Genomic DNA, 19,811 nt, shown 5'->3' on the forward strand with positions numbered 1-19,811 from the left:
AATCTTATGTACGAATTTACGTATACGACGCCGGCCTCACGGGTGGTGTTCGGCGCCGGCAGCATGAAGCTCATCCAGCAGGAAGTCGAGACGCTGGGAGCGCGCCGGGCGTTGGTGCTGTGCACGCCTGAGCAGCGTGCCCAGGCAGAGGTCGTTTCGTCGTTGCTCGGTCCGTCGAGTGCGGGCGTCTTCGACGGGGCGCAGATGCATGTGCCCATCGAAAACGCCCGGCGTGCGCGCGAGCATGCGAAGGCCGTCGATGCAGATTGTGCGGTGGCCGTCGGGGGCGGTTCGACGATTGGGCTCGGCAAGGCGATCGCGCTTGAGTCGTCCCTGCCGATTATCGCCATTCCGACAACCTATGCCGGTTCGGAAATGACCCCTATCTACGGCATCACGGAAAATGGACTCAAGCAGACGGGCCGCGATCCCAGAGTTCTGCCGAAGACGGTGCTCTACGATCCGGAACTGTCGGCGGGCTTACCGGCTCATTTCTCGTTCGTGAGCGGTCTGAACGCCATGGCGCATGCGGCTGAAGGCTTGTACGCCAAGGATGGCAACCCGGTCATGTCGCTCATGGCTGAAGAGGGAATCCGCGCGCTCTCGAAGGGTCTGCGTGGCGTGAAGAAAAGCAGCAGCGACCCGAAGGCGCGAAGCGAGTGTCTCTACGGCGCGTGGCTCTGTGGAACGGTTCTCGGCAATGTGGGGATGGCGCTTCATCACAAGCTCTGCCACACCCTCGGAGGGACGTTCAACCTTCCGCATGCCGAGACGCATGCGATTGTTCTTCCCCATGCGCTCGCCTACAACAGCGTCGTCGCGGCGGAGTCCATGTCGCGCATTGCGCGTGCCGTGGATGCGGAGTTCGCCGCCGACGGTTTATATGAACTGAGCCGGGAACTCGGTGTGCCGCGTGGCTTGCGTGAGATCGGACTGCTCGAAAGCGACCTCGATCGGGCATGCGAGGTGGCGCTGTCGAATCCGTATTGGAATCCGCGCCCGATAGAAGCGGTGCCGCTGAGGGCATTGCTGCAACGCGCATGGGAAGGAAGCCGGCCTCGTGCGTGATGAACGCGCGGCTTCCTCAGGCCGGCGCGTCGGCGCCCCGGTATTTGACGTGCTCGATGAATGCGCGCAGCTTGGGCAAGACCTGGTGTCTGCCCGAGTGGTATAGAAAAACCCCTGGCGTGGTCACGGCGAAGGGCGTCAGCAGCGCCTGCAAACGGCCGTCCGCAAGCGGCGCTGCCGCAAGGGGGCCGGGCACCTGGGCCAGGCCCGCGCCCTGAATCGCCGCGCCGAGCAGGGTGGGGTAGTCGTGCGCGATGAGCGGCCCGGAGACGATGGCTTCAACGGCCTTGTCGCCGTCGACAAACGGCCATGGCGCGATCGACCCATTCGAGCGGCGCATGCGCAGGCAGGCGTGGTCACGCAGATCGGCGATGCGCTCCGGCCGGTTTCGCCCGCGCAGATAATCAGGGCTGCCAACAACCTGAAACGGGAACGGCTGCGTTAACCGCACCGCGACCATGTCGGCCGCGATGAACTGTCCCATCCGGACGCCGGCGTCGAACCCTTCGGCCGCGAGGTCGACCAACTCCGCGCTTGCGACGATCTCAACCTCGACCTCGGGAAAGGCGCGGCAGAAGGAGGCGATCAGGGGTTCCAGCACGATTGGCACGACGGCGCTCGGCACCGAGAGGCGTAATAGTCCGGTTGGCCGCTGTCCGAGTTCACGCGCGACCTCGCTTGCACCGACGAGTTCTTCGAAGGCGGGCTTGGCCCGGGCAAGGAATCGTTCGCCGGCTTCGGTCAGGCCGACACTGCGCGTGGTGCGGATGAAGAGCGCGGCGCCGACCCGCTCTTCGAGGATGCGTACCGTCTGGCTGATGGCGGAAGGCGTCACCCCGAGTTCCGCCGCCGCGCGACGAAAACTGCGGTGGCGGGCAACGCTCAGGAAGGCCTCGACACCGTCGAGCGCGCCTTGCCGGACTGTGAAGTTTTGCTTCATGACCCGTCAATACTATCGTGGATAGTCGCCCCGTGGAAGCAGTCCTAATATCGGCTCATCCTGAGCGCGGTGTGCGAGGCCCGCGTCGACCCACCCCTGACCGGAGTTCCGCCATGCCAACCGAAGCCCTCTTCCTCACACAGCTCGTTCTCGGCTATGTCGTGTGGCTGCTTTGCTTCACGGTGTACGTCCTACCCAGACTCAGGTTGATGGAGCGCGCCGACGCGCAACGCGCCATCGCCACGCTGCACAGCTTCCGCTTCTTCGGGCTGGTCTTCATCCTGCCCGGTGTCGTGGGACCCGGCCTGCCGGCCGGCTTCGCCCAGTTCGCGGCGTATGGCGATCTCTTGACCGGCGTGCTGGCGATGCTGGCGCTGCTCACCTTCAGAATGCGTCCGCTGTTCTGGTTCTTCGTGTTCGCCTTTAATGTCGTGGGGACGATCGACCTCAGCGCCGACTATTACCACGCGATCCGGGACGGCCTTCCCGCCGTGGCGGGCCAACTGGGCGCAACGTACGCGATCCCGATCGTCTACGTACCCTTGCTGATGATCACGCACGTCGTAGCGTTCTATTTGCTCGTGCGTCCTCAGACCGGTGCGGGTTGGGCTTTCGCGAGAACTGCAGCCGCGCGCGGCAAACGCAACGCGCCCGTCTAGCGTCAGGCCGATAACAGCTCGACGCGCTTGCGCTGCAGGAACCGGCGCACGGCCGGGTCGCGCTCGAGTCCGATCGCGAGATCGTACGCGCCGAGCGCTTCGGCCGTCGCGCCGGCACGCGCGAGCAGATCGGCACGCGCGGCCCAGTACGGCTGGTAGTCGGCCAGCCGCGGATCGTCCGCATACGGCTCGAGCGCGTCGAGCGCCGCCTGCGGGCCGTCCCGTTCCGCCTGCGCAAGCGCGCGGTTCACGGCGACCACCGGCGACGCCGCAATCGCGAGCAGCGCATCGTAGAGCTGCACGATCTCGTCCCAGTTCGGACGACGCGTCCGGCAGCGGTAGACATGCGCCGATTGCAGCGCGGCCTCGAGCTGAAAGCGTCCGATTGAGTTGAATGCGCTCGCGCGCCGCAGCAGCGCGTTGGCTGCGTCGATCATCGGTGTATCCCATGTCGCCGGGTCCTGAGCCGACAGCGGCACGTAGTCGCCGGCCGCATCGCGCCGTGCATCGCGCCGCGCCTGCGCATACAGCATCAGCGCGAGCAGACCCAGCGTCTCCGGTTCATCGGGCAGCAGTTCAACGAGCAGGTGCGCAAGAAACAGCGCCTCGCCGGCGAGGTCGCGCCGCTCGGTGTCGCCGCCGACCGGATCGGTCCACCCTTCCGCATACGCCGCATAGACCGCTTCCAGCACCGCAGCGAGCCGGCCAGGCAACTCCTCGCGCTCGGGTACGCTGAACGGAATGCGCGCTTCGCGGATCTTGTTCTTCGCCCGCACGAGGCGCTTGCTCATTGCCGCAGGCGACATCAGAAACGCGGACGCAATCGTCTTCGCTTCGAGCCCCAGCACCACCTGCAGCATCAACGGCGTGCGAATCGCCGCCTCGAGGGCAGGGTGCGTGCATGCGAACAGCAGCGCAAGCCGCCGGTCGGGCAACAGGCCCGCTTCACGCTCGTCGATTTCGTCGGCGAGGATCGCGAGCTGGTTCACCACCTCGTCGCCGACACGGCGATGACGCGCGCCGTCGAGCGCCCGGCGGCGCGCAACCGTCATCAGCCACGCTTCGGGATTCGCGGGGCAGCCTCGCTTCGGCCAGTCCGCGAGCGCGGCCGCAAACGCGTCGGCGAGCGCGTCCTCGGCCGCGGCGACGTCGCGCGTGCGCATCGCCAGCAGCGCGACGAGCTTGCCATAGCTGCGGCGCGCGACCGCCTCGGCAATCGAATGCGCGGCGGCGCCGGCGTCAGGGCCGCCGCCGGACGGACTCATGCAACGGACGGCGCGTCGTACGGGGCAGTCCAGACCGGGCGCACTTCCATGAGGCCGTGCGCCGCGCCGGGACAGCGCGACGCCCACGCGATCGCCGCGTCCAGGTTGGGCACGTCGATCAGGTAGTAACCGGCGAGCTGCTCCTTCGAATCGGAATACGGTCCGTCAAGCACCTGCGGCTTGCCGTCGAGGAGCCGCACCGTGGTGGCCGTACTCGTGTGCTGCAGCCGGTTAGCGCCTACCAGCACCTCGGCTTTTTTCAGCGATTCGGTGTAGGCCTGATACGCGGCAACCCCTTGCTGCCGCTCGCTGTCGGTCATCTTGTTCCAGCCGTTTTCTTCCGAATAGATCATCAAAAGGTAATGCATGTGAGCCTCCGTCATGGGGTTAGGGCGGCTGAACGACTTGAGCCGCCATCACAATGACGCTCGGGCCGCATGCTGACGGACAGGTGCGTCGAAAAAAATCGGTAAGGGCGCACCGGCCTCTGCGCCGGTTACGATGGCTGAAGTTTAGTGGACGCGGGAAAGAAGTTGCTCTATCAATAGGCTCGCCGTCCGCTGAACGACCTACGCCGCACCGACGCGGCGCCCCGGAAGATACGCTGACCATGAAAGGAGAGACCTCATGCCGAGTTTTGAGCGAGTGCGACCGGTGCTGCTTATCGACGCTGTCTGGCGCATGGTGCTTCGCCTCGGATTCCGGTTCGCTCGCGTCTGGTGGTCCATTCGACGGCCTCGTCACGAGGGCGCGCTAGTCGCCATCTACGTCGGGACGGCGCTGTTGCTGGTGAAGTCGTCGTACCGGGCGGAGTGGAATTTCCCCGGCGGTAGTGTCCATTCCGGTGAGACACCCGATGCCGCGGCGCAGCGCGAAATGGAAGAGGAGATTGGTCTGCCGTCGTACCCATTACGCCCCGTGGGCAGCGTCTGCGGCAATTGGGACGGGCGAAGAGATCAGGTGCATTTCTTTGAACTGCACCTCGATTGCCTACCCGAGTTGCGGCTCGATAATCGCGAGATTGTCGACGCGCGGCTGGTATCGCCGGAGGAATTGCGCGGCATCGCGCTGACAGGGGCGGTCGCTGCGTATCTCGGCGGAGATCTCAGCTGTTAGTTTGAATCTCCAACGGGTCCCGTTGATGTGCTTTTCAGCTATTTTCAGCCGGTGGGGCAGGCAGGGTTCGCCTCGCCAGCTATAAGCGGGGCCGGCTCGAACAGCTTCAATGCAATATCCTTTAAACGTCGCGATTTTTTAGTAAATCGCAATGACTCGCGCTTATCTTGCCGAATCCTTAATTTGGTCTAGCATGTGTACCATGCCGCTCCGGTGCTGGTATCAGGCGGACGTCCGCGCGGTTCGAAAGCGGTTATCAGGCGAGGAGTTGCGATGAAGAGCGACAACACCAAGGCAATGCAGTGGCGCGTGACGCTTGGTTCGATATACCGGGACAACATCGGGCAATTACAGGGCAGGTTGTTTGGAGGGCTGATCGACAAGAATGGAGCGCTTCTCGATCTGACGGTCTTCTCCCTGATCGCCGCGCAACACGTGATGCTCGATCCCGTCAGCGTCCTGCTGATGTGTCTTTATCAGAAAGTGGGGAAAGCGCAGATCGCCGATTACACTTTCGCACTGTGCGTGCCTGCGCCTTTCCCGATATCGATGGAGGCGCGGGGGCTTATCGGGTTTTTCGAGGCAACACAAAGCGGAAAGGATAAGGTCCATGTCACACGTCTCGATTTCAACACCGTCGCACCGGGGTCCACGAAGACGACTTACACCCTGAAAATCGCGGGACTGATCGGAATACCGAAAAAAATTAGCCGCCGCATACCGAATCTTTTTATGGGTTTCGATTTGACGGCGGATACGAGGCCCAATAAGAAGGTCCACCGGCTATATATGGCGGCAGCATTTGCGCTGGTCGATCAGCGTTTCAAGCTGGTAAGCAAAGGCGGCTACAAAATCGGCGCGATTCTGGTGAGCGGGAGCGGCCAGATACTGGGTTATGGCTTGAATATCTCGTATGCGCAGTTTTTCGTTCATGCCGAATTGATGGCCATCTACGACTATTTCTGCCGCACTGGAAACGTGACGTTACCGCCCGACTGCCGCCTCTATACCACGCTCAAGCCTTGCAAGATGTGCGCGGCCTATATCGTCGGCCGTTTGCCCACACGGCCTGCTGGCTTCAAGATATTCCACGCTCATGACGATGACGGCGGAGCCGCGAAAAGTACCGAACTAGACTTGCTTAACGCATCCCAGCCCGGGGTCAGCGTCCTTATCGGTTCGGACGGCTCAAAGCCGCTAAGGAGCTATTTCGAGCCGAAATACGTTGCCGACGATAAGACGGCTCACCGTCAATGGGAGGACGCAGCCCTTGAATTGACAAAGACTCAATACAATTCTGGAACGGGGGAGGGGATTGTCATGCAGTTGAAAACCGTGGCACCCGCCGAATTTCCAAAAATCGCCAATTCGCTGCTGAGAAAAGGGCAAAAATACAGCGAGAAAAAGGGAACCAACGCAAACGTGAGCAAAGCGCTGGTGCACATCCTCGATTTTCTGGAAACGTTCGGTGTGCTGAAGGCGGGAACGCTGGCTTCGCTATCGATTGCTGCACTCTTGACCGACGAGGAATTGCAGGAAATCGATGAAGCGTACACTGCGGCCGCGGTGTACGAATCTAAAAAAAGGCAGAGAGAACTGGCTGCGGCGGGGCCGTCCACCCCGCGCGGCGACCCGCGGGCGCAACCCTTCGTACTCGACCCGGACGAGCAGGCGCTCGGGCGGCAGCTCAAGCGGTCGGCGCTGCCGGGGTTGCCGGGACTTCCCGGATTGCCCGGGCTTCGGGGGCTGCCTGGCTTGCCCAATGCCCGGCCGGATGCCGCCGACGGACAGGACGAATTTCAGTAAGTCAGGGCGGATCCGGTCTGTGCGCGCCCCACTGAAGCGAGCCTTCGTTACAGCATGCCGTGCGACTTCGCATAGTCGCGCAAGGCATCGTTCATGCGTGTCTGCCAACCTTCGCCGGTTGCACGGAAAGCGTCGAGCACGTCACGGTCATAGCGGACGCTAGTCGCCACCTTGGTCACGTCGGCCGGCGGTCTGCCGCGACGCTTCAGCAGCTCGGCCGCGGCGTCTTCACCGATTCGCTTTGGAAGCGTTTCACGCGCGGGGCGCATCCGTCGAATTTCTTCGGTGCTCAGTTCTCGCGTGTCGTGATCTGCCGCGATGCCGCGATTGATCGCCGCGTCCTCTTCATCGGTCGGCATCACGATGTTTCGTTTGCTCGACATAATCATTCACCTCACGTTTGTTTGCCTTGCGAAGGCTGATGGCGCGAAGCGTTTCGTCGCGCACTGTATAGACCAGGCTTCAGAAGCCTTTCCGGCAGGCTACAAATCGTAAAACCAAAGATCTCGTGACGGAGCTATCTTGATTTAAATACTCGCATAAAAAGTGATAATTTATCTTATGTCAAATCAGATAACCGTTTCGGCACCCACCCCCGAAGCCCTGCGGCCAACCCTATCCACGACCCAAACCTCACCCTCCGCATCCCAGCCAACCCTCATCTCGACAGCGTAAAAAAACGTGCTTCAACGCATCGTCAGCACATTGGTTATCCCACTCAGTTTACGTATGATAAATGCACCACACCAGGCCTTTGACGGCACCAGAAACATGTGCGTCAAAACCTGAGCGAATTTCCATAAAGGGGAAAAAATAGAATGCCTCTAGACCCGATATACACCTCGATGGCGCTCAATGTGAATGGCACCAGCGTGACGGTGCCCTGGAAGGCCAAGGCGATTCTTACCTCCACGAACATGACCGGCGGCACCGGGCCGGCGCAATCGATCCGCCCTCCAGGTTTTCAATCGGGGGACTGCCCGCATCATCATCAGCGTGGTCATTTGATCGGCAACAAGCTCGGCGGGAGCGGAACCGATGAACGCAATCTCGTCACGCTGACTGAGGGCACCAATCATCCCGTGATGTATGAATTCGAGGCGATGGTGTACGAGAAGGTCAAAAGCAACCCAGGCATCGAGTTCACGTACGAGGTGACCGCGCGGTATGATGCGACGCGGTATTCCACTGCTCAGATTGTCGTAGGCGGCGCCGCGATGGGCGCGGCGAGTAATCCGTATTGCCCGATGCCCTGCCCGGAATCGCTGCAGATAGACTTTTTCTACGCCGAATCACCCGGGCATCTTGTTTATCCCCTACCCATTCCGATTTCCACTGGCGAAGGACTGGCTTACCACGCAGGCCCGCTTCTTATCCCCAACGGCGTGTACAAATTTCACGAAGGAAGTCCCAAACACGTTTCTAAAAACTGTTGGGCATCCTGAGGAGACGCTAAATGCCTTTCGACATTTTCCCCACGCAGGAAGATCAGGTACGCCTCGCCGGTCCGGAAACCAAGGTGACCTTGATCAGCGCTTGCGACATGAATCAGATCGGTCTCTTCAACGTGCGCGAAATCCCCGCTGCCGCGGCCGGCGGCGCCGTGCCATCCCGGCAAAACGGCGAACAATGGATCTTCACATCGAGCGTCAACCGCGCGCAAACGGACAGCCTCGACCGGGTCATGGTCTTCGTCGGCATCAAGAGAAAATTTCTGACCAAGGTCGACGACTCACTGAACGGTTGGTCCTGTCCGCGCGGCACGCCCATGGAGATCATCAAGGTGCAGCATGGACTCCCGGTACTGAGATTCAAGCGGTGATCGGCTCAGGCCTCATTTCGATTTCTCCCCCTCATTGCGCAACAGGCCAAGAAAGCTCCACAGCCTTTGTCCATCGGCATCGCCCGACGTCAATTCGCGCAGCAGCACCGGCAAGGGCGTGCGTCCCCACTCGAGCGCCCGCTGGATCAGATAAGGCACGGGGCTATGCGGCTCATAGCGCGCGAGATACTCGGCGATCACTTCCAGCTGCCGGTACGCATCGTCCCGGTTTTGCGGCACGCCGGGGGCGACGGCCTTGGCGCCCGACACGGAAGCCTCCGCCGCCGCGGTCGTATCGCCAGCCTGCGACCGGGCCGGCTCCGGGGCATTCGGATGCATAGTTAGACACTCCGTCAAAACAAGTGCTGCATGAGTCATCGTTTCCATCAGCGGGACGAAACTGGGGGCCTCGGCGCCCAACTTCGGAGTACAGAGCGCATCGAGCTGCTCGATGAGCGGGCGCGCCGCCTCGAGCGCATCGCGTTCGAGCCGCAGATGCGCAGGCGAAGTCGCCCGTACCGCGTCCTGTAGCGCCGTCATCACGCGCCCTGCTTCCTGGCGCTTCGCCGCCGGCACGTCTTGCCGCGCGGCGGCCGTCAGCGTCGCACGCTGTGCGCTTTGCCATTGCGCTAGCGTGCCGCGCAAGCCGTCGCGTCCTTCGAAGAGTTCGATCTGCGCCGACAGCAGATCCGCATAAGCGCCGGCAAGCCACGCGAACGGCGCCGCGCGAAAGCCCTGATCGCCGTCTCGCGGCAGCGGGTGCAGGTCGTCCCAATAGCGCTCGCACAATCCCACCATCAACTGAAAACAGTGCGGCAGCGCGGCCACGCCATAGCGGTTCAACCACGCCTCGCCGAGCCAGGCGGCGATCGTCAGATCCTTGCTGCGGTTCGACAGCACGCGGCGACACCCCGCCTCCACCGCCGGCCAGTCGGCCACCTTCAGCGTGGTCTGCCAGATACCGGCCGGCACGCTCGCATCGTCCGCGCGGCGCGCCGTCCGGATTGCTTCGTACTCCGGATCGTGAATCAACGATACGCCGCAGGGCTCGTCGCCCGGCAGAGGCTGCAGCAGCGCGTCGATGTCGAGTGCCGGCATCATCCGTGATCCGCCTGCGCATTGCCATTCGTGGGATAGATCACCGTCGTCGTCATGCCCCTGCCCTCATAGCCCGGCGCCGCGACCGGCAGATCCGGAATCGCCTGCGGCGTCTTCGCCGCGCCCGCCATGCTGACGCGCAGATACATCCGTGCGGTCTGGATCGTCCCGTTGCGATCGCGCACCGGGACCGTGAACAACAGCCGCGGCGGCAGGCCGGCGCTCGTGAGACTGGCGTCTTCGGGCATCACGTGCAAACGCACGAGCCGCAGCAACGCCCAGGTGTCCGAAGCGCTCCAGGTCGCGGCGCCGTGCTCGCCCGCCAGCGTCGGTTGCGCGGTGTCGAACATCGGTTGCCATGGCGCATCCTTGGCCCAGCGCAGGCTGAGCGAGACCGGCTGCCCTGGCCGCCAGCGCGCCGGCGGTTCGCCCGTTGCCGGATACGTGAGCGTGTCGCTGCCGCTCGCGAGCTTCCATTCGATCACCTGGTCGGCTCCCACCTCGTCGGCGCGATCGACGCGCCATTCGACGCTCAGCTCCACGCCCTGCAAGGTGCCGTCGGCGCCGCGCGCCAGCAAGGTATCGAGCCACGGCTTGGCGCGCGCCAGTTGCGCGATGAACGCGTCGGCGCCGTCCGCGCGCCCTCGCCCGGCCGCAGCCGCTGCCGCGAGTCCCGCTTGCGCCTGCGGCAACTGGTTGTCGAGCAAAGCCACGAACGCCGCCGTCTGCCGCAGGTCGGCGCCGGGTGCGGTCGCGTCGGCGGCAAACGGAAAGTGTCCCGCCAGATAGCGCGCGAAAAAGCTGCGGATCTGCTCGTAGGCCTGCATGCCGGTGCCCATCTGCAATCTGAAGCACTGCTCACGAGCGGACGAAACGAGCCGCGAACCCGCGCTCGCGACGATATCGCCCGCCGGCGGCACGCTGACCTGCTCGAGCGAGGCACTGCAATTGCCGAGGTCCAGCTTGTCCAGTTGATCGCCGATGATCGTCTGCACCGCGATCATCGCGCTCGCCGGGCTCTTCGCGCGGTACTGCGCGAGGTCCGCCGACAAGGCCTTCCAGCGGCTCACCAGTTGGGCATCGGCCGGCGTGAGCGGCGGTTTCTGCGCGCTCAGCCAGTCGAGCGCGCCGGCCGGACCTTCCGCCAGATCGGCAATCGCCGCCGCCTGTGCCGCCAGATAGGCCTGCAGCGCTTGCGGCGTGGCGGCGCCGAACGCGCGCAACGAACCGCCTGTGTGACCGTCCCAACCCGAAAAATCGCCGCGCACCGGGCGAAACGGGGCGAGCTGCTGCAACTGCGCGTCGGCTGTGCGCAGCACCACGACCGCCGCGTCGCTCACGCGCAACGCCACGCTGGTCGCGAGATCGTCGCGGCCCAGCGAATCGAAGGCGGCGATCAGATCCAGCGCGCTCTTATGCAATGCGTCGAATTGCGCCGCGGTGTCCGCGACCGAGCTGCTGCCTTGCTGCGCCGCCTGTTGCGTGGGCGTCGACAGCGCGGCCAGCATGCTTTTCACCGCCTCGTTGCCGGCGGCGGCCAGCAGTGCCGCCCGATAGGCGTCAGGCGCCTGCGCGAGCGGTCCCGCAACGTATTGCCGGTAGGCCGGCAAGACCGCGAGCGCGCGTTGCACGGTGCCGACATCGACGCTGCGGATCACCGTATCGGTGCTGCCGTCGGTCGCTGCGAACGGTTGTGCCAGCAAGGTGCGCAAGGCTTCACGCAAGGGCGGCAGGTCGGCGGACAGTTGCAGTCCGTTGGCCGGCGTGGCGCTCAGCACGCCCGGCAGATTGCCGTTGGCGAGCCAGCGCGCGGAGAACGCCTCGCGGGCCGCCTGCTCGTGCGCGAGCACGGCTTGCACCGGCGCTGCGCCGATCAGTTGCAGCCGTTGCGCCGTATCGAAGGTGGCCGTCAAGCCGGGCACCAGCTCCTTGTCGCGCGCGCTCGCCCAACCGTGATCGGCCGAGTCCACCTGCACCGCCAGCGCATCGATGCCGTTGGCCAGCGTGGACAGGGCCGCGTCCACCGGCGCGGCGCCCGGTGTGCGCATTTGCGCGAGCGTAGTCTGGACCTGGGTTGCGTTAGCTGTCAGCGTGGAGTCCGCATAGACCTCGTCGAACCACGCATCGAACGTCTGCTCAAAGCACGCGCTCACGCGTTGCCGCGCACTCGCGGCCTTCGCGGCATCGAGCGCCAGCGTGCCGTCATCCAGACTGGTGTCGCGCAGCGCCGCATCGACCTGTGTGCGATCCGCGACGTGTTCCGGCGGCAGATCCACACCGGCGGCTTCGTGCATCAGTTGGGTGAGCATGACGAGATTGCCGCTGCCGGCCTGGACCAGTTCGTTGTACTGTCCAATCCAATGCTCGGTTTGCGCGGCCTCGTTGACGAGTTGCGTACCGGAGACGAACGCCGGCAAGTCCTGCGGTCTGGTGCCCGTTTGCGACGCCGCGTCCGTTTCATCGGCCGGGTTCACTTCGCAAGAGGTTTGCGCCAGTTGCGCCGTGAGCCGGTCATACAGCGGTTCGAAGACCAGTCCGCGTAACACGTGCCGCTGCGCGTCGCCGAGCTGGCCCTGCAGGAACAGGTACGACAGCGGCATGAACGGCGAGCTCAGTTGCCAGCGCGGCACCTTGAACAACGCGTCCCGGGCGCTGCGCAGCGCGCTCGTAGCGGCCGCATCGCCGCGATCCGACTCGCGATAGGTGGCGCGTGCGAGCGTGAGCGAATCGTACGCCGTGCTTAGCACACGCGCGTCGCTGCGCAGATGCCACCACGCGAGTCCCATCCCCACGCACCAGCAGACGGCCAGCACGGCGGCGCACACGGTGGCCGCGCGGTGCCAACGGGTCCGCAGGGCCAGCACGCGCGGCATCGGCACGGCGAGTCCCTGGCCGCTCAGCAGCACGTCGTGCCAGAGCCTTCCGGCGAAGGTCGGCGCATTGGCGCGCAAGGCCGGCGCGGCGCCCCCCTCTTCCACAGGCAGCCGTTCAGGCACTGCGCCGATACAGTAGATGCCGCGCAACAGCGGCGCCGTGCCGTCCGCCGCGCCGCGCAGCACCAGATCGAAACGTTCGCGCAGCGGCACGCGCAAGCGGTCGAGGTGCTCGGGGAGCAGGAACAGCGCATCGCCGACGCCGCCGTTCAGCGTGCCGAGTTCGACGATGGTTTCCGTCAGCGCCGCACGCATCGCAGCAAAAGCCTCGTCGAGCCACGCTTCTTCATAGGCACGCCGCGGCGCATAGGGCGACGCCCAACCCAGCGTGGCGCTGCTCGCGGCCCCTTGCAAGCCGTCCGCGAGCGCGTCGAAACCGGGCAACGCATCGCAATCGCTGATGACGATATAGAGCGGCAACATCAAGCCGAATTGCCGCTGCAAGGCGATCAGCTTGCGCGACGACTCGAGCGCCGCCGCACTCATCTCGCGCGGCTCGCCGTCTTCGGTGATCAGCGCGCCGGCCGCAACGACCCACACGAGCGCATCCAGCGGACGTCCGGCGCGGTTACGCAGCAAGGCGCGCAGCAGCCGGCGCCACGCGCCCAGGCGGCGGTCCGCCGCAGGCGCGGCGAGCACGTCCTGCGGTTCGGCGATCAGCAGTCCTTCCGCATCGTTCCAGACGCGCCCGAACCATGCCGCTTCACCTGCCGGTGTCAAACGCCAGCCACGGCAGAGCGCATCGAGCGCGGCCGGTGCGCCGGTCGCCAGAATGCGCGGGACCGAATAAGGATCGCGCACGCTCATGCGCGCATGGGCCGCGCGTATGGTTGCGGCGAAACTGCGCAACGGCCGTTCGTCCTGGCGCGCATGCCACCAGCGCAGCAAGACGGCGAACACCAGCCCCAGCAGCAGCAAGACAATGAGACCCAGCAGGATCGCGATCAGCGTCACGGCCGGTTCCCTCCCCCATCCGCGGCCGTACGTAACACCACGGTGTTGGTATCCACCGCCGGCACCGCAGGTATGGCGGCCAGCGCATTGCTTTGCGGCAGTGCCGGCGCATCCGTCGTCGCAGGTTGTGCGCGCGGTTTGACCGGCACCCGCACGACGGCGCCGGACACACTCGTGCTGCTCGCCGGGGCGGCCGGCGCGTCAGCTAAAGCAATGGCCTGAAACTGCATCACTGAGCGCTGCACATCCGCCGTCGCGACAGACCAGAGCAGATGCGATACGCCGAGCAGCACACACACGCCGACGCCGAGCAGCGCGGCAAAACGCACATGGTCCGGAAACATCTTGCTGAGCGTGACGGTGCGGCGCGGCGCGAGCGCCACGCGTTCGAGCGGCGCAGCGAGATGGGCCGGTTCGGCATCGCGTTGCATGGCGAACGCAAACAGCGCATGACGCAGTTGATCGTGCCGCAGCGCGCCCGCCTCGCCACGCAAGCGTCCTCTGAAGCCGAGGATCAGACACGCCAGATAGACGTTGGCCAGATCGCGTTGCGACGCGTCGCGTTGCGTGAGCAGCGCTTCGATCGCATCGGGCAAGCGTTCGCCCGCCGCGCGCGTGCCGAACACCCGCACCTCGAGCGGTCTCGCCTCCCACGCGGCGTGGCCCGGCCAGTCGGAAAACAGCAGCAGTTCGTCGAGCAGCGCGACAAACGCATACTGCGCCGCTGCAATATCGGTCTCGCCGGCAGCGCCCGTCCAGGCCATCGCTTCGCGTGCGAGCCGCCGGGTGACCGAAGCCAGTTGCGTGGCCACCTTGTCGGCCACGCTCTCGCCCTGGGCGAGCACTTCCAGTGGCGCTTCCGTTGCACGGCCCAGGGCGTCGCGTGTTTCCATGGCGCGCCGGAACGCGTCGACGAACGCACGCGTGAGCGGTGCGCGTTCGTCGCCGGAGAAGGCCGTGTAGTCACTCATTCGCGCCCCGCATCGCCGGCGGGATCGTTCGCCTCGGCCGCCGGCGTGAAAAGCTGCACCGCCCATGGCGCCACGCCGCGCACACCTGCGCCGACGTCGATATGCAGCGGCTGCGACGCATCGAACCAGGTCGTGTCGAGCGCGATCACGAACATCGCCGTGTCGTCGCCGGCGCTGTACGTGGCGCGCTCGTCGCGCGACAACCGGCGGCGCGCCAGTCCGCGCATGCGTTGCCGCGACAAGGTCGGCAAATGCGGGCGCGAGGCAATTGCCGTTTGCTCCAGCCAGGTACTGGCGTCGTGCTCGGTGGCATCGCCCGGCATGCGCAGGCCGATCACCAGTTCGCCCGGCGCGCTCACGCCTGCGTCCGCCGGCGGATCGATCCAGAAGCCGCCCGCTTCGGCCGTGAACTGACGCACCCGATAACCCTGGCGCACCGTCGACAGCGCCGTGTCGATCCACTCGAGCAGCGGCTCGAACGACGCCAGCAGTTCCGCATAGTCGAACGGCGCGAAGGTCGGCACGCCACGGGTCGGTCGCAGGCTCGCGAGACTGCCCGCCATGCCGGCGAGGATGCGGTAAAGGTCGAGCGGATGCACCGCGCGCGAATGCAGCGCGGCCTCGATCTCCGGCAAGCGCATCCACAAGGCAGTGAGTTGCCGCTCGATCTGTCCGGCGTCGTCGCGCTCGCCGGCGCGCCGCGCCGCATCGAGACGGCCGGACAGGAACACACACTTCTCCCGCGCCCGCATCGCGATGCGCATGATGCGCTGACCGAGCGGCGATTCCGGGGCGACGAACGGACAAGGCGGCACATACTCGGTGAGCGCGACGCCGCCCCCCTGTTGCCGCAACTGCATCAACGGCAACCGTTCGTATTCCTGATTGCCGAGATCGGTCATCAGGTGCAGGCTTGGCCGCCACGTGGTGATCGCGGCGGGTTCGGTGCCGGTCGTCAGATCGGGCACACCCTGGCTCTGATGTTGCCGGTAGCGCGCGCCGCGCTGATCGATCTGGCCGCCGCGATAGAGCGGCGGCACGGCCAGATAGACGGTGACGAGCTGTTCCGGCGAGGTGAACGCCTGGCGCACGTCGATCTGCAGGACGGGATCTTCGGCGGCGTGACGGATTGGCAGGCCGTCAGGCAGGATCGCATCGAGCCGCGTGATGCGCACGAGCCCTTCGGCAAGCCCCGCTTCTTCCTGCTCGAGCGCGAGCACGCCCCAGTAGTGCGGCCGGGCCGCACCGGCCAGCAGCGCCGCATGTCCGGCCGCATGCAGGGCCTGGGTCTGGAAATGTTGCGGCAGCAACGGCATTCCTTCGAACCAGCAGATCGTATCCGGAAACAGATTGCGCATGATTATGGTCTAGCGGGCGATCAACTGAAGATCCTGGTCGCCCAGTTCAAGCAGCGGCTTCGATGGACCGCCGTCGAGCCGCACGCGGTGCGCGCCGACTGTCTGGTAGTCGGCGAACACCAGCACGCCGGCCGCGCGCTGCCCATCGAAGGCGAATTTGGAATCGGCAATCTGCTGGCCCGGAACGAGTTCGTACGAGACGACGCTCAGATCTTTCGGATAGTCGCGCCGCAACTGCTCGCGCTGGGCGAACCATTTGGCGGAGGGTAAGCCCAGCAGCGTGTCGAGCAATTGAGGATTCCGTACCAATACGGCATCGACGGCAATCGGAGTATCGAGGTTCGCCTGCGCCGCCACCTGGATGGCGAGCGAGTCGACCTTGACGCGCGGCAGCGACGCCGAACAGCCCGCGACGCATAGCGCCGCCACGAGCGGCATCGACCAGCGCCGGGGCGATGGGCTGCGCCGGCCGGCCGCGAGTCGCGAAGCATTGATCACGTCGATATCCCCTTTCACGTCCTGTCCGTCTGCGCCGGCTGACACCGCCGCCATGTTTCGCATGGACTCCTGGTGCAGCCGCCCTCGTATCTGTTGTCGTATGCGGGCTCTCTCAGTTCCCCGCACACGCTTGCGCATCACATCTCGCGGCGAGCGTAGTCTACAAGTACCACGGTGTACACCGCAATTGCCGCTTCGCCAGGTCGTGACTCTGCCATCAAATTGTCACTACGGGTAAGTTCTACTCCTGCGCGAGGCCTCGTTGCAAACGTTAAATTTTTGTTTGAATTTCGTCGAAGACTATCGTAGAGTATTTTTGTCTGAGCAAATCGGCCGGCGGAAATTTTTTCGGATTCCTGCCGGCTTGGCTTTCCGGGGTTCGGTGCGCCTTACGCTAGTGAAAGGTCAATGACCGCCTTTCAGGAGTGCCTTGCGCCCACTATTTCTGTTGCAGTCACGCAGTGCGGCGCGATCACGATGTCGATTGCCCGAGGGAATGCGCTCGTCTTCGCGCAGGCCTTCACGCAGCTTGATATCGCAGGCGGGATTTATCGCGCGAGAAACAAAAGAAGCGGTGCATGCACCGCGTATTAAACGCGTCGAGAGAACGAAAACAGAGGGATGACCATGGCCGACAGTACCCAACACTGGTTCGAGAGAAACCGCCCCCCGCGCGTCCAGATTACTTACGACGTCGAAACCGGCAACGCAATCGAGAAAAAGGAATTGCCGCTTGTGGTCGGCATTCTGGCCGATCTATCGGGTCAACCCGAAAAGCCGCTCGCCAAACTGTCGGAGCGCCGCTTCGTCGACATCGACCGCGACAATTTCAACGACGTGATGAACTCCATCGAGCCGCGCGTCACGCTGCAGGTCGACAACACCTTGGCTGCCGACGGCAGCAAGCTGAACGTCGCGCTCAAGTTCCAGCATATCGACGACTTCGATCCGGTGCAGATCGTGCAGCAGATCGCGCCGCTCAAGCAGCTCTACGATGCGCGGCTGCGCCTGCGCGACCTGCTCACCAAGCTCGACGGCAACGACGAGCTGGACAAGCTGTTGCAGGACGTGGTGCACAACACGCAAGGACTTGCCGAAATCAAGTCCGCTCATCCGCAGGATGGTGTCGTCGCGCAACTGCCCGCACCGGCAGAGCCGACTGAACCCGCCGGCGACGCGCCCGCCAGCGCCTGAGCCCAGCCCGCCTCGAGGAGACACTGATGTCCGATACGCAAGCCGCGGCTGCGCCCGCGCAAACGGAAACCCTGACCCTGCTCGACCGCATCGTTCACGACGGCCGCATGGCCCACGACGACGAGCAGCAGCAGCACGCCCGCGAACTGCTGGCCGAGTTCGCGCTGCAGGTGCTCGACAAGAAGATGACGGTCAGCCGCGATACGGTCGCGATGATCAACGATCACATCAAGAAGATCGACGAACTGATCAGCGAGCAGCTCAATCAGGTGCTGCACCACGCGGACATGCAGGCGCTCGAAGCCTCGTGGCGCGGCATCCATTACCTCGTGAAGAACAGCGAAACCGGCACGCGCCTGAAGCTGCGCTTGCTGAACGTGTCGAAGAAAGACCTGCAGAACGACCTGGAAAAGGCCATTGACGTCGACACCAGCGCGCTCTTCAAGAAGGTCTACGAAGAGGAATACGGCACCTTCGGCGGCCATCCGTTCAGCGTGCTGATCGGCGATTATTATTTCAGCCGCCAGACCCCCGACGTCAGCCTGCTCGAGAAGATCGCCCAGGTCGCGGCAGCGGCCCACGCCCCGTTCATCTCGGCGGCGCACCCGCAACTGTTCGACATGGGCAGCTTCACCGAACTGAGCGTGCCGCGCGACCTGTCGAAGGTGTTCGAGACCATCGACATGGCCCGCTGGCGCGAATTCCGCAAGAGCGAAGACTCGCGCTACGTGGCGCTGGTGTTGCCGCATATTTTGATGCGCCGTCCTTATCATCCGGACAGCAATCCGGTGGAAGGCATGAGCTTCGTCGAAGACGTCGACGGCACCCAGCATTCCAAGTACCTGTGGGGCAACGCGGCCTACGCCTTGGGCCAGCGCATCACCAACGCCTACGCGCAATTCAGCTGGTGCGCCGCGATTCGCGGTGTGGAAGGCGGCGGCGCGGTCGAGAAACTGCCGGATCATATCTTCCAGACGGCCTCCGGCGACAAGGCGATGAAATGCCCGACCGAGATCTCGATCACCGACCGGCGCGAGAAGGAACTGGATTCGCTCGGCTTCATCGCACTGTGCCACAAGAAGGGCGAGGGTCAGGCGGTGTTCTTCGGCGGCCAGACCGCCAACAAGCCGGCGGTCTACAACACCAACGAAGCCACCGCTAATGCGCGCATTTCGGCCATGCTGCCGTATGTGCTCGCCGCCTCGCGCTTCGCGCATTACATCAAGGTGATCATGCGCGACAAGGTGGGCAGCTTCATGACGCGCGACAACGTGCGTACTTACCTGAACACCTGGATCGCCGACTACGTGCTGCTCAACGACAATGCGCCGCAGGAAATCAAGGCGCAGTATCCGCTGCGCGAGGCGCGCGTCGACGTGACGGAGGTGGCCGGCAAGCCCGGCGCCTACAAGGCGACGGTGTTCCTGCGGCCGCACTTCCAGCTCGAGGAGCTCACCGCTTCGATCAGACTGGTCGCCTCGCTGCCGCCGCCTGCCGCGGCCTGATTCTCGCGGGCCCTACGGCACCTCCCTGCCATCTGCGCGGCGCGGCCATTCCGGCACGCGCCGCTTCTACACGTTTCAGGAGCGCTCAGTCATGGATTCGATCATTCTCGATCTCGGCACCGACATCAAAGGCGAATGCACCATTGAAGGCTATACCGACAAGATCGAAGTGATGTCATACAGCCACAACGTGGCGATGCAGGTCACCAACGACGTCAGCAACTCGGAGCGCACCTCGGGCAAGCCGCATGTCGGCGAGTTCACCGTGACGAAGTTCGTCGACGTCTCGACGCCGACGCTGAACGAATACTGCTGCTCCGGCAAGGCGGTGGCGACCGCGACGGTGATCGTGGGCCGCAACGCCGCCGAAGGCGACGGCAAGATCATGCCGTTCATCACCTACACGCTCAACAACGTCGTGTTCAGCAACGTCAGCGTGTCGGGTGGCGCCGGCGGCAAGCCGGTCGAAACGCTGTCGCTGAACTTCACCAAGATCAAGTGGGAACTGACCGCGCAGAAGGACGACGGCACCAAGGAAGGCACCGCCGCCTCGACCTGGGATATGGCCGCCAACAAGCTCGTCAAGGGTGGGAGCTAAATCTGACGCCGCCACTCGCCCACCGT

The 19,811-nt window shown here is 64.4% G+C and carries 19 protein-coding genes; 10 read left to right on the forward strand and 9 right to left on the reverse strand.

The window, feature by feature from the left end; genetic code table 11:
* Nucleotides 1-6 precede the first annotated feature (6 nt).
* Complete coding sequence (locus P3T42_RS01710) at nt 7-1,068, forward strand: maleylacetate reductase (protein ID WP_429304990.1); 1,062 nt, start codon at nt 7-9, stop codon at nt 1,066-1,068.
* A gap of 16 nt (nt 1,069-1,084) precedes the next feature.
* Here the strand turns inward: P3T42_RS01710 and P3T42_RS01715 are convergent, their stop codons facing one another.
* Nucleotides 1,085-2,008 (reverse strand): LysR family transcriptional regulator, encoded by a 924-nt coding sequence (locus P3T42_RS01715; RefSeq protein ID WP_429304991.1) that lies wholly within the window; start codon nt 2,006-2,008, stop codon nt 1,085-1,087.
* Between the two features lie 113 nt (nt 2,009-2,121).
* Here P3T42_RS01715 and P3T42_RS01720 point away from each other — a divergent pair, with 113 nt between their 5' ends.
* Nucleotides 2,122-2,667, forward strand: a complete 546-nt coding sequence (locus tag P3T42_RS01720) for a hypothetical protein (protein ID WP_429304992.1) — start codon at nt 2,122-2,124, stop codon at nt 2,665-2,667.
* 2 nt (nt 2,668-2,669) lie between these two features.
* Here P3T42_RS01720 and P3T42_RS01725 read toward each other — a convergent pair whose 3' ends face one another.
* Together P3T42_RS01725 and P3T42_RS01730 are read right to left on the reverse strand one after the other, a co-directional pair.
* Nucleotides 2,670-3,932, reverse strand: a complete 1,263-nt coding sequence (locus P3T42_RS01725) for an RNA polymerase sigma factor (protein WP_429304993.1) — start codon at nt 3,930-3,932, stop codon at nt 2,670-2,672.
* Nucleotides 3,929-4,300, reverse strand: a complete 372-nt coding sequence (locus tag P3T42_RS01730) for a YciI family protein (protein ID WP_074299061.1) — start codon at nt 4,298-4,300, stop codon at nt 3,929-3,931. The genes P3T42_RS01725 and P3T42_RS01730 overlap by 4 nt, the downstream gene beginning before the upstream one ends.
* A gap of 259 nt (nt 4,301-4,559) precedes the next feature.
* Here P3T42_RS01730 and P3T42_RS01735 point away from each other — a divergent pair, with 259 nt between their 5' ends.
* On the forward strand, nt 4,560-5,048 hold the full coding sequence (locus tag P3T42_RS01735) for an NUDIX domain-containing protein (RefSeq protein WP_429304994.1): 489 nt from the start codon (nt 4,560-4,562) through the stop codon (nt 5,046-5,048).
* A gap of 273 nt (nt 5,049-5,321) precedes the next feature.
* Nucleotides 5,322-6,854: a Bd3614 family nucleic acid deaminase gene (locus P3T42_RS01740; RefSeq protein WP_429304995.1), complete on the forward strand. Its 1,533-nt coding sequence runs from the start codon at nt 5,322-5,324 to the stop codon at nt 6,852-6,854.
* Between the two features lie 47 nt (nt 6,855-6,901).
* Here the strand turns inward: P3T42_RS01740 and P3T42_RS01745 are convergent, their stop codons facing one another.
* Nucleotides 6,902-7,237, reverse strand: coding sequence for a BrnA antitoxin family protein (locus P3T42_RS01745; RefSeq protein WP_429304996.1), 336 nt, complete (start codon nt 7,235-7,237; stop codon nt 6,902-6,904).
* A 462-nt stretch (nt 7,238-7,699) separates the two neighbouring features.
* Between P3T42_RS01745 and P3T42_RS01750 the strand changes: the two genes are divergently transcribed.
* Both P3T42_RS01750 and P3T42_RS01755 read left to right on the forward strand, forming a co-directional pair.
* A complete protein-coding gene (locus P3T42_RS01750) occupies nt 7,700-8,299 on the forward strand; it encodes a DNA/RNA non-specific endonuclease (protein ID WP_429304997.1) in 600 nt (199 codons plus the stop codon).
* An 11-nt stretch (nt 8,300-8,310) separates the two neighbouring features.
* Entirely contained in the window at nt 8,311-8,676 is a 366-nt protein-coding gene (locus P3T42_RS01755) for a hypothetical protein (RefSeq protein ID WP_074299023.1), read from the forward strand.
* Between the two features lie 12 nt (nt 8,677-8,688).
* Here P3T42_RS01755 and tssA read toward each other — a convergent pair whose 3' ends face one another.
* From tssA to P3T42_RS01780, 5 genes are read right to left on the reverse strand one after another with little or no spacing between them, the layout of a single operon-like run.
* Entirely contained in the window at nt 8,689-9,777 is a 1,089-nt protein-coding gene (gene tssA, locus P3T42_RS01760; RefSeq protein ID WP_074299021.1) for a type VI secretion system protein TssA, read from the reverse strand.
* A complete protein-coding gene (locus P3T42_RS01765; protein ID WP_429304998.1) occupies nt 9,774-13,661 on the reverse strand; it encodes a type VI secretion system protein in 3,888 nt (1,295 codons plus the stop codon). The genes tssA and P3T42_RS01765 overlap by 4 nt, the downstream gene beginning before the upstream one ends.
* Nucleotides 13,658-14,632 (reverse strand): DotU family type IV/VI secretion system protein, encoded by a 975-nt coding sequence (locus tag P3T42_RS01770; protein ID WP_429304999.1) that lies wholly within the window; start codon nt 14,630-14,632, stop codon nt 13,658-13,660. Before P3T42_RS01770 ends, P3T42_RS01765 begins: the two co-directional genes overlap by 4 nt.
* On the reverse strand, nt 14,629-15,990 hold the full coding sequence (tssK, locus tag P3T42_RS01775) for a type VI secretion system baseplate subunit TssK (protein ID WP_429305000.1): 1,362 nt from the start codon (nt 15,988-15,990) through the stop codon (nt 14,629-14,631). Before tssK ends, P3T42_RS01770 begins: the two co-directional genes overlap by 4 nt.
* Nucleotides 15,991-15,999: 9 nt before the next feature.
* A complete protein-coding gene (locus tag P3T42_RS01780; RefSeq protein ID WP_216352729.1) occupies nt 16,000-16,551 on the reverse strand; it encodes a hypothetical protein in 552 nt (183 codons plus the stop codon).
* A gap of 345 nt (nt 16,552-16,896) precedes the next feature.
* Here P3T42_RS01780 and P3T42_RS01785 point away from each other — a divergent pair, with 345 nt between their 5' ends.
* The 4 genes from P3T42_RS01785 (at nt 16,897) to P3T42_RS01800 (ending at nt 19,785) form a co-directional block, all read left to right on the forward strand.
* Complete coding sequence (locus P3T42_RS01785) at nt 16,897-17,082, forward strand: hypothetical protein (RefSeq protein ID WP_074299013.1); 186 nt, start codon at nt 16,897-16,899, stop codon at nt 17,080-17,082.
* Between the two features lie 33 nt (nt 17,083-17,115).
* Complete coding sequence (gene tssB, locus P3T42_RS01790) at nt 17,116-17,682, forward strand: type VI secretion system contractile sheath small subunit (protein WP_429305001.1); 567 nt, start codon at nt 17,116-17,118, stop codon at nt 17,680-17,682.
* A 26-nt stretch (nt 17,683-17,708) separates the two neighbouring features.
* On the forward strand, nt 17,709-19,187 hold the full coding sequence (gene tssC, locus P3T42_RS01795) for a type VI secretion system contractile sheath large subunit (RefSeq protein ID WP_074299011.1): 1,479 nt from the start codon (nt 17,709-17,711) through the stop codon (nt 19,185-19,187).
* A 91-nt stretch (nt 19,188-19,278) separates the two neighbouring features.
* Nucleotides 19,279-19,785, forward strand: a complete 507-nt coding sequence (locus tag P3T42_RS01800; RefSeq protein WP_074299009.1) for an Hcp family type VI secretion system effector — start codon at nt 19,279-19,281, stop codon at nt 19,783-19,785.
* The last annotated feature ends 26 nt before the right edge of the window (nt 19,786-19,811 follow it).

It is taken from the genome of Paraburkholderia sp. GAS38 (genome assembly GCF_050434965.1).
Taxonomy (GTDB): domain Bacteria; phylum Pseudomonadota; class Gammaproteobacteria; order Burkholderiales; family Burkholderiaceae; genus Paraburkholderia; species Paraburkholderia phenazinium_A.